This is a genomic window from Paenibacillus sp. Soil787, assembly GCF_001429545.1.
GTDB lineage: Bacteria > Bacillota > Bacilli > Paenibacillales > NBRC-103111 > Paenibacillus_E.
In genome coordinates this window covers 159,267-170,035 of the sequence record NZ_LMSP01000003.1, presented here as the reverse complement: position 1 = coordinate 170,035, position 10,769 = coordinate 159,267, and the positions used below count along the sequence as shown (strand labels likewise).

5 protein-coding genes are annotated in these 10,769 nt (G+C 49.3%); all 5 read left to right on the top strand.

Annotation, left to right across the window (positions count from 1 at the left end):
* Positions 1-156 precede the first annotated feature (156 nt).
* The 5 genes from ASG93_RS06800 to ASG93_RS06775 all read left to right on the top strand — a co-directional run bounded on the left by ASG93_RS06800 (position 157) and on the right by ASG93_RS06775 (position 10,617).
* Entirely contained in the window at positions 157-2,577 is a 2,421-nt protein-coding gene (locus ASG93_RS06800) for an alpha-L-arabinofuranosidase C-terminal domain-containing protein (RefSeq protein WP_056830164.1), read from the top strand.
* 11 nt (positions 2,578-2,588) lie between these two features.
* Positions 2,589-3,518, top strand: a complete 930-nt coding sequence (locus ASG93_RS06795; protein ID WP_056830162.1) for a glycoside hydrolase family 43 protein — start codon at positions 2,589-2,591, stop codon at positions 3,516-3,518.
* 361 nt (positions 3,519-3,879) lie between these two features.
* A complete protein-coding gene (locus ASG93_RS06785; protein WP_056830159.1) occupies positions 3,880-9,306 on the top strand; it encodes a LamG domain-containing protein in 5,427 nt (1,808 codons plus the stop codon).
* 242 nt (positions 9,307-9,548) lie between these two features.
* Positions 9,549-9,827 carry a hypothetical protein gene (locus ASG93_RS35700; protein WP_056830157.1) on the top strand — a complete coding sequence of 93 codons (279 nt, stop codon included), beginning with the start codon at positions 9,549-9,551 and terminating at the stop codon, positions 9,825-9,827.
* Entirely contained in the window at positions 9,775-10,617 is an 843-nt protein-coding gene (locus ASG93_RS06775; RefSeq protein ID WP_162262829.1) for a LamG domain-containing protein, read from the top strand. The genes ASG93_RS35700 and ASG93_RS06775 overlap by 53 nt, the downstream gene beginning before the upstream one ends.
* Positions 10,618-10,769 lie beyond the last annotated feature (152 nt).

Below are 10,769 nucleotides of genomic sequence, written 5' to 3'. Positions count from 1 at the left end.
AGGCTTCTTTCACACCCGCTGGGCGGAGCCGTTCGACGTTTCGGAATGGCTGGTGGCGTGGCCGACAGCCTTCCGGCTTGAAGTGTTGCGCCGGGTGGGTATGGAGGCAGCACTATTCGAACAAAATCTAAAAACTAGCGGAGGTAATGAGAGCTGATGAGCTTGCAAGGGACTTTGACCATAAATACGAAAGACCGTGGAGCAGCGATGGGTGACCTGTTCGGCATCTTTTTTGAAGATTTGAATCATGCGGCAGACGGCGGGCTGTACGCCGAACTCGTACAAAACCGTTCGTTCGAATTTGATCCGATCGATCACCCGGATTACCATGCGCTGACGGCATGGGAGAAGGTGGAGCGGGGAGGCGGCGAGTGCGAGGTTCGAGTCCAAAGCGAATTGCCCCTGAACAACCGAAATAATAATTATGCGGTAATCGACATTCGGGCGGCAGGCGACGGCGTTGGACTCATGAACCAGGGATTTAATACCGGCATTCCAGTCAGAGAAGGAGATACCTATTTCTTCTCGATGTATGCACGCAGGAATAGCAGCTTCGACGTGCCAGTCATCATCACATTGGAGGGACTCGAAGGAAGCATTTATTCGGAAGCGAATATCGTTGTCGCATCGGACCAATGGACGAAATACGAAGCGCGGCTAACGGCTTCCGCTACCGATTACAGCGGACGGCTCGTCCTCACCACGAAGGGATCCGGATTTCTCTATCTCGAGATGGTTTCATTATTCCCGGCACGAACGTTCCGCAATCGTCTCAATGGCCTCCGCGAGGACATCGCCACATTGCTTGCCGAGCTTAGACCTAAGTTCATGAGGTTTCCGGGAGGTTGTCTCATCCACGACGGGTCGCTGAATGCAGATGACCGTGACTCCATGTACCGATGGAAGAACACGCTCGGCGATGTCGCCGAGCGGCCTGCCCGGCGAAACAATTGGCGGTACAATCAGACGTTGGGCCTTGGGTATTACGAATATTTTCTGTTTTGCGAGGACATTGGCGCCAAACCGATTCCTGTCGTACCAGGGGGCTCCGATCCGCATCACAAGAGAAACGTGCCGCTTAACGAGCTGCAGCCATGGATTGATGAGGCGCTCGATCTAATCGAGTTTGCGAATGGGGATGCCTCGACCCCATGGGGGGCAATTCGCGCCAAGCTGGGACACCCGGAGCCATTCGGACTGGCGTATATTGGCGTCGGGAACGAGGAAGTCGGCGAAGGGTTCTTCGAGCGGTATGCGTATTTCCATCGGGCGATCAAGGCCAAGCATCCGGCGATAAAAATCATTAATAACAGCGGTCCATTCGCATCCGGAGAAGAGTACGAGCGCGGCTGGAGATCGGCCCGCGAGAACGGCTCCGACTTCGTGGACGAACATTATTACCAGTCGCCGGAATGGCTGCTGGCCAATCATCGCCGTTACGATTCGTACAAAGCCGACGATCCCAAAGTATTCCTTGGCGAATATGCTTCCTTGGGCAATACCTATTACAACGCGCTTGCAGAAGCAGCTTATATGACCGGGCTTGAACGCAATGCCCACGTGGTCGGTCTTGCCTGCTATGCGCCTTTGCTCTGTAATGTCGATTATGTGAACTGGAAGCCGGATATGATCTGGTTCAACAATCATGAGGTGTTCGGAACGGCCAACTATTATGTCCAGAAGCTCTTTATGCATCATCAGGGTGATTATGCGCTTCAGGTTCAAGCGGAAGGCTTCGAACAGCCTGTTCAGAGCGAAAGCAAGCCGATTGCGGGAATGCTAGCCGTCGGAACCGAAGGCGGAACGGTCGAATATTCTCAGATTAAGCTCATCAACCATGTAACCGGGGAAATAAAAGAACTTACAGACGAGAAGATCCTCGTTACCGATACGGAGGAGGACCGGGCAAATGGACATGCGCGGCGAATAGCAGAGCTTGAAGCGATTGATTGCGAGCATTATACGCTATCGATGACGGCAAGAAGGAAAGCCTGGGGCAGAGGCTTCATGATTCACTTCGGGAAGGTCGACGATCGCAACGAGCTCCTGTGGAGAATCGGAGGATGGCATAATAATGATTCAATAATCAGCTCTCAAATAAACGGGACAAGCTGCGTTCTTACCCATTGCCTGTTCGATGTAGAAGACGATGTGGGCTATCATCTGTTGCTGGAGGTTTGCGGCAGAAAAATACGGGCTTATATCAATGGGGTCCTTGTAGCCGATACGGAGGATCTGATCCCTGTCATCGAGCCGCTCTACTATTCCTCGAGCATCGAAGAGGCGACCGGCGACATCATCCTGAAAGTGGTCAATGTGCAGGATGCGCAGATCCGTACCGGGATTGTGCTGGAGGGACAGGGCGAGAAGGAAACGGTAATGATCGAAATTTCGAAATTGTCCGGATATTCGCTTGAAGACGAGAACAGCTTCGAACAACCGGAACGGATTGTCCCAGCGAACCAGACGCTTCATCTGCAAGGCAGTGCGTTCGAATACGAGATTCCGAGGCATTCACTTACTGTCATGCGGGTGAAAAGATCTCTTAACGATACAGACGTAAAAGTAACCGAATAGGGGGAAATTCGATGAGTTCTTATTTATTCGTTCATTTCCGAGAGAAAAAAACACCGGACGGCGAGCAGGTATACTTTGGCTTGAGCAAGGACGGCTTCAATTGGGAGCAGGTCAATGGCGGTGAGCCGGTGTTATGGAGCAATAAAGGTGACAAGGGAGTACGCGATCATACCATCGTCCGTACGAAGTTCGGAAAATTTTACATTTTGTCTACGGATCTTGGCCTGGCGAACTGCTTCGATACCAAGTATGAAGGTACCTGGGCAAATATTGCGCGGCACGGAAGCAAGTGTCTGACACTCTGGGAGTCGGACGATCTCGTGAATTGGTCGGAGCAGCGAATGATCGAACTTGGCGATGAAGATTACGGCATGTTGTGGGCACCGGACGTACTGTATGATCGCGACCGAGACGACTATGTCATTCATTGGTCATCGTCCCATGCTTCGAACAACTACGGACATAAGGCGATATTTTATACGCGAACCAAGGACTTTATACACTTCGATAAACCGCAACTCTTATGTAGGAAAGACGGAAGCGGCATTATAGACTCGGCTATATATGAAGAGAATGGTACGTACTATCGCTTTGTGAAGTATGAGAACCCCATTCACATTATTCTTGAGCAGGGGGAGTCGATAACCGGCGAATATAAGGAAAACCAAGCTTTCAAAGAAGAGATGGTCAAACTCGGGTATGGTCAGTATGAGGGCCCCACTGCATTCAAGCTCCAGGATGGGCGATGGGTTCTGATGCTGGACTATTACGGTGTGCAAGGTGAAGGACAGGGGTATGTCCCGTTTGTCGCAGACGACTTGAAGAGCGGTCGCTTTACCCGTTCGGATGAGCAGTTCAGCTTTCCTTACGGCTTTAAGCATGGTACGGTGCTTGCTATTACGACGGAGGAGTACAACCGCATTCAACGCCACTTTTCCTAAGAAGTATCCATCTTATCAATATTGATATCTCTGAGCGATGACAAAAGATTTCCCAAAATACTCTTTTACGAAACACGAGCCATTATCATTGACGCGTGGCGCTGAAGCGGAGGATCCGACACAAGTGTTCAAAAAGGATCCTCCGCTTACCACGCGGCTTCACATCGCTGCTCGTCGACGAATTGCTGCAACCATTCTCAAGTTTATGTACAATTGTCGGTTGGGAGGAGAGTTTCATGATTAAGAAGGCGTTTAGCAATCATCTGGAAGCGTTTTCTTGTTGAAAGTCAAAGTATGTTTTTAAAATGAAAGCGGAGAGACTTTGCGCTCCGTACAAAGATCCCTATATTAGGAGGAAAATATGAGAGTCCCAAATGATAAGATGCGCAGATTGGTAGCGCTGGTGATCTCCTTGGTCTTGTTGATAACACTGGCATTTCCTATCCAAGCAGCGGCCAGCACAGATACGACACTCGAGACCGTTTACCCGTTCGATGGGAATGCCGATAGCACAGACGGCTCAGCCAATGGTACTGTGTCTGGCACCCCCGTCTACAAGGACGGCACAGTCGGGCAAGCAATCAGTCTGGATGGCAGCACTAACTTTGTCACACTCCCGTCCAATCATACGTTATCTACTTACGATTCAATTACGTTATCAACCTGGGTGAATTGGAAGGGGGGAAAGGATTGGCAACGGATCTTCGACTTCGGTACCGGCACAACCCAATACATGTTCCTGACGCCGAAAACGGGTAATTATATGCGGTTTGCAATCAAGAACGGCGGAACCGAGCAAATCGTCCAAACCACGCCGCTTGCAATCGGTCAGTGGGTTCATGTAGCTTTGACGCTCGGGAGCGGTAAGGCGAACCTGTACATGAACGGTGAGCTGAAGGCAACCGCTAACGTTACGATCAAGCCAAGTGATTTTAAACCGAGCAAAAACTATATCGGCAAAAGCCAGTTCTCCGATCCGTTGTTTAATGGTTTGATCGACGAATTCCGCATCTACAACCGCGCCTTAAGTGCGGACGAGATTAAAGCCGTGTACAATAAATCCAGTTTCGATTCCATTTTAAATCAAGCCCAAAAAATTATTGACAAAGGACAGCAATACTATTCAGACGAAACATGGAATAAACTGCTGGAAGTCTATGGACGTGCGCAGGCATTGAGGGCGGATCCTTCAGCTACTCAAGCGGCAATTGATGCAATGGCGGCAGAACTGCTTGCTGCCATTCAAGGCCTTGCCGAGCCCTTGCCAACGTTCATCAATAACACGGGTATGCAGCTTGTCCATCCCGCGATTAGCAGCTCACCCCAGGAGTTGCTGCGCGTGCGGCAGCATATCTTGAATAAAGATCAGCCTTGGTACGGCTACTATACAAACTTTGCAGCCAACGGTTTTGCTTCCAAATCGTATACGATTCGAAATGATAATAACCCGTCTGCAGACTTCGATCATCTTGTACCGAATTACAGCTACGACAGCTATAGCACCAGCCTCTTTAACGGACCGATGACGCAGGATGCTACCGCAGCGTACTATCAGGCGATCATGTATTTTATGACAGGGGACCCCGCCTATCGGACGAAAGCGATGCGAATCGTCCTGCTGTGGGGGAGCCTGGATCCGTCCAAAGCGAAGTATGTGACGGATGCGCATATTCACCAGGGGCCGCCTATGTACTACATGAATGCGGCCGCAGAATTGCTGCGTTATACGAGTACCGGTCATGAAGATCTGAAATGGAAGGATGCGTATTCCCAAAAATATAGTGATAACTTTCAAAAACCGGCGCTCAGTCTCTGGATGGAAAATAATACAAATTGGTTAAATCAACATCAAACTTCTGTCATGGCAACATTATCCTCCTATGTTTTCATGGATAGCAAGGCGGATTATGAGCGTGTATTAGAGTGGGCGACAGTAAACGCCAGCACTCCACCTCAATTCGCATACCAAAACGGTGCGATAGCCAACGCCATGTTTGAATTCTCCGTGGACAGCAATGGGAATGTTCTGGATAAACCTGTTGTGGCCGTCAAGGAAATGGTGAGGGATCAACCGCATTCCTTTGACAATATTGAGGGCTTGGCACATCTGGCTGATATCATTTCGGCACAAGGCACTTTGCTCGACCCGGTGGGCGGAATAGCTACTACAGCCGGCAACGGTGTGGACGTCTATTCCTTCTTGAACGACCGGCTTATCAAAGGAGTCAATACCTATTATAAATACAACCTGGGATATGATGTGCCATTCAATGACGGCTTGAATAATCCGGTTAGCCCGGACAGACGAGGACGCCTCGGCGCCCAAGAGGACTTTTATTACATCTATAAGTATGGCAAGGGCTATACGGATAACAATCCCGACTTTAAGTATGTAGCCGAAGCGATGAATAAGTATTGGGAAATTTATGGTTTGAGAACCAGTGATATGTGGCTTTATATTCCTGATGGCGCTTTAGGCACACACGTACCTGCTGTTATTGCCCAAGAGAATGGGAGCACTGTTCCGTACCAATTTGAAACACATGTTACCGCGTTAGACAGCGGCATTACGAGGACAAACGATTCGATCCGCATCGAGGCCGCAGAATCCGGCTCACTATTTGCTGTTCCTAGTGTGGGCATCTGGCGTAATGGCGACTTGGCGATTCGAATCAAGAGCAATGCGATTACGACGTTGAAGTTCCAACGTGACATTGGCAAAGAGCCGTTCGCCACGGTTCATCTGCCCGATACCGGAGGGGAATGGAAGTATGTGATCGTCAACTTGGCACGTGTGCCTGGCACCGATTTCCAAGCAGACTCCATGATCTATTTCAATGTATCCGGCAAGACGGGGGAATATGTCGAGTTTGACCATCTGTTGGTCAACAGCATAACGGTGAAAGCTCCTCTCTTCAATGGAGCCGTGAACGAGTTGCATCTGGACTCTTATACGTCGGCGCAGCTGCAGGTTGATTTGTCCAATTCCGCAAGCAATGCAGGACAAAGCATAACGTATAGCATCGTCGAAGACAGCGCCGGATTTGTTAGCAATGCAAATATGATCGTAGATAGCAACGGCGTACTATCGGGGAACATTCCGGCATCCACCCCAAGCGGTGATTATTCATTCTTTGTGACGGCAACTAATGGTACAGCCATAAATTTGCTGGCGGTCACCATCTCAGTCACAGGCAGCTATAGAGATGCTATCGAGAATGTAATCCGAACCTATGATCCTGCTAAAAAGTATGAAACAGCCAGCTACACCGTATTCCGGACGAAGTATGAAGCTGCGCTGGCTCTTGCCGAATCCGGCGACGCTGTTGCCCAAAATCAGGCATTGCTTGATCTGAAGGCAGCTGTGAGCGGGTTGCGCCTGTTAAATCCGTTGATCTCGGATGGAGCCCTTGATTTAACGGGGATCGCAGTGGGGGCACCGGACAGCAGCGGCATTAATATGGGTTCGTTAGTAGATCTCAATGCCTCTGGTATTCCTATTAGATGGATTGTTGACCAAAAGCAATTTACGATGGATTTCGGCGAAGGCTTCAAAGTAAAGCCTAGCGAGTTCCGGATGATGCCCGACAGCGGTTTCCCTGCACGATCGGAGGGGGCCATCATCCTGGCATCCAATGACTATACGAACTGGGTACGAATCTCCGACGAAATACCGGGATTTAGCACAGATTGGTCCACGTATACGGTAAATGACGAGTACAAGAATACCGGATTCCGTTATTTCCGTATGAAGGATCTTACCTCCGGTGTATTAAACAAGGATGACTATACGGAGGACCAACCGTTCACTATCGCTGATCTCCACATTTTTGGCGAACGTTTTGAAACGGGTAATGTGGTGAAGGATATCAACTTGAAAGTGCAAAACGCTTTGCCTGTTCAGGATATTATTGATATTCCGCCTAGAGCTGCCATAGGGGATAAGGTGATTCTCACATTTAAAGCGGATCAACCAATCAGCAATGTTCGCGCCACCATTCAAGGTGAGACTGTGGGAGTTACAGATAACAATGACGGTTCCTATACCGCTGAGTATGTTGTTCATGCCGGATCGAAGTCAGGCTATGCTGAGATTTCCATTGACTACAACTTTGCGGACGGCACACCGGCCTATACCGTGTACACCTATCCGGAGACATTCATTACCAATGCGAATAAAGTACAAGTGTCGCAGAAAGTATTGGTTTCCAATACGTCCAATGAGATCAATGTGACGGCTGAATCGCAATTAAGCGGCTCAGACAATACATTGGACGCGACTGAAACCACCTATTTGTTCGACGGCAAGATATCAACCGTTCCCGATGTAAGATCTGGTGGCGGCGGATATGGATACTACAACCTCGATTTCGGAGCGAGCAACAGCAACAAGCTGATGCAGCTTGACCGAATGGAGATTTTGGACCGCAGCGGCTTACCTGGCAGGGCTGGAGCTGTGAGTTTAAGTGCTTCTGATGATGGAGTGAACTGGAAAGTAATTTCCGAAACATCGAAGGGCTATAACTATGATATCTGGCAGCCGATTAAAGTGAAGGATCAATTTAAGGATTACGCCTTCCGATATTTCCGTATTTATGGAGGAAACTGGTATGGGAATATATCGGAGCTGCGTATGTTCGGGAAAGTTGGCGAGGATCTGAAGCGCTACAACCCTACGTTTACGATCACGACAACGGCGAGTGATCCTGCAGCAGGAACAACCTTGGTTTATGTCAATCCGACCGGCCTTCCGCCTGCTCCGGAGCCGACAGGGAATGAGGGAAGCTCTCTCACGGTACAAGGTGATCAAACGGCTGTTGTGGTTGTGGCAAAGCCGGCACCAGGATATGAATTTGTAAAATGGGTAGAGCCAACAACAAGCTATGATATAACGGCAGATTATTTATGGACGGCATACCCCGTGTTCAACCTGACAACCTATGCAGGCGGTTATTTGGGGGGAGCCAAGACATACAATGTCGTTAGAGACTGGAATCTGAAGGCTGTCTTCAAAAAAATAGACTGGACCGCTCCGGTCACGACGGCTACAGCTTCTCCTGCTGAGCCTGATGGACCAAACGGCTGGTACGCACATCCGGTGTCAGTCACCTTAAACACGTACGACGAACTTTCGGGCGTAGCGAAGACCGAGTACAGCCTGGACGACGGGGCTACATGGCAGACTTACGTGTCGGCGATCACGTTGGGCCAAGACGGCAAATATACCGTCAGCTACCGTTCGGCTGACAACGCCGACAATGTGGAAGCTGTAAAAACCATTAGCTTCAATCTGGATACAACTGCACCAACGATAACGGTATCCGGTCTGGTGTACGGCACGCACAGCGATTCCTTAGATATTACGCCGATCCTTACGCTCGGCGATAACTTGTCCGGAGTCGACAGCAGCAAGATGACGGTCACGGTAAGTACGTATGGCGTAGAGCAAACCGTGCAGCAAGGAGCGGCTATTCCGCTGTATACGCTGCCGCTTGGGAGGCACACGCTGATTGTAACGGCAAGCGATATGGCTGGGAATATGGGCAGTCAAACCATATTGTTCCAGACTACAGCCAGTATCCAATCGCTGCAGGCCTTGACCTCACGTTTTAAGAATGCCGAATGGATCGATAACGCTGGCATCGCAAACAGCTTGCAAAGCAAATTGGCTGCGAACGATCTGGCCGATTTCGTAGGCGAAGTACAGGCGCAGAGCGGCAAGCATATTTCTGCGCAAGCTGCAGGCTACTTGCTTCGGGATGCTCAGTTTTTGTTGTCCAAACAGTAAGAGGGGATTTACCCTCTTCCGTAAACTGACGTATCGAGCAGCTTAGATTAAGGTCTTTGTTGTTAAGCCCCCTCTTGTGAAGAGAGTATGGAAATATTCTTAATGCATGAGAGGGGATTTTTTATAGAATCGCCGTACTAAGGTGATATTTTGCAAGGGGGGATGGATTATCTAAACGCCGGTAAATCAGCAGCGATGAAAAACAGGCAAAGAGTATTCAATAAAAAAAGGAGGAAAATGAAATGAATCTATCAAAGAATAGAAAGCGATTTCAAAATATTATTTCCAGTATTCTTTGTTTCATGTTGGCCATGACGAGCTTTATCGGTTTTGGCAGCCAGACAGCGGAAGCGGCTATTTCACCGCTCATTACTTCGTACAAACCTCAGGTCGTAAATGCCGATGTCAATGCTTCCTACACGGATTCTAATGGGAACACGATATCGGCAACCATTCACCATCCGGGTATTGCCATGTCCATGGCGGATTTGGACGGCTGCCTCGAATGCGACCGGTTATAACATCAAACGCGCTGCTGCCAGCGGAGGCCCATATACCACCATTGCCACAGGCGTAATGGAAACCAGCTATACAGATACAGGCTTAACTGCCGGTACCGCCTATTATTACGTCGTAAGCGCCGTTAACCCCGGCAATGAGAGTAATAATTCTACGGAAGCCAGCGCAACATTGCCTTTGGCGCAGCTTAAATTTAACGAGACAAGCGGAACAACAGCAGCCGATGCCACGGGAAGCGGTTGGAACGGTACACTTGTCAATGGCCCATTATGGGTTGTCGGCAAAAGCGGCAACGCTGTGGATCTTGACGGAACCAACGACTATGTTTCTCTTCCTGCCGGTGTTGTCACAAGTAGCACCACCAGTACCATCGCAGCTTGGGTGAATCTGGATGCCGTGAGCAACTGGATGCGTATTTTTGATTTTGGTTCCGGAACTGCTACCTATATGTTCCTCACACCGAAAAATGCAGCCAATGGAAAAATCCGTTTTGCAATCAAGAACAATGGCTCGAATGAACAAATCATTGACGGGCAATCGGCCCTGGCAACGGGAGGCTGGCATCATGTAGCAGTCACATTAAATGGCGCAACGGGTATCCTCTACGTTGACGGTATTCAAGTAGGGCAAAATACCGCCATGACCCTGAAACCGTCCGACATAGGCTCCACGACGCAAAATTGGATCGGCCGCTCCCAATTCGCCGATCCGTATCTCAATGGACGCGTGGATGACTTCCGTATTTATACCGGAGCTCTTACGGCCAGCGAGATCGCTACCCTTGCTCAATAGATAACCAATAAGAAGAATCATATTGTGGAGGCTGTCCCTTATGTAGCTATACAGTTAGCATAGGGCGGCCTCTTTTTATGTTATGACCAACTCCCATGATATTGAATATATAACACTTATTGTGAGTGGATTCGTCATTTTTAATTAGTTTG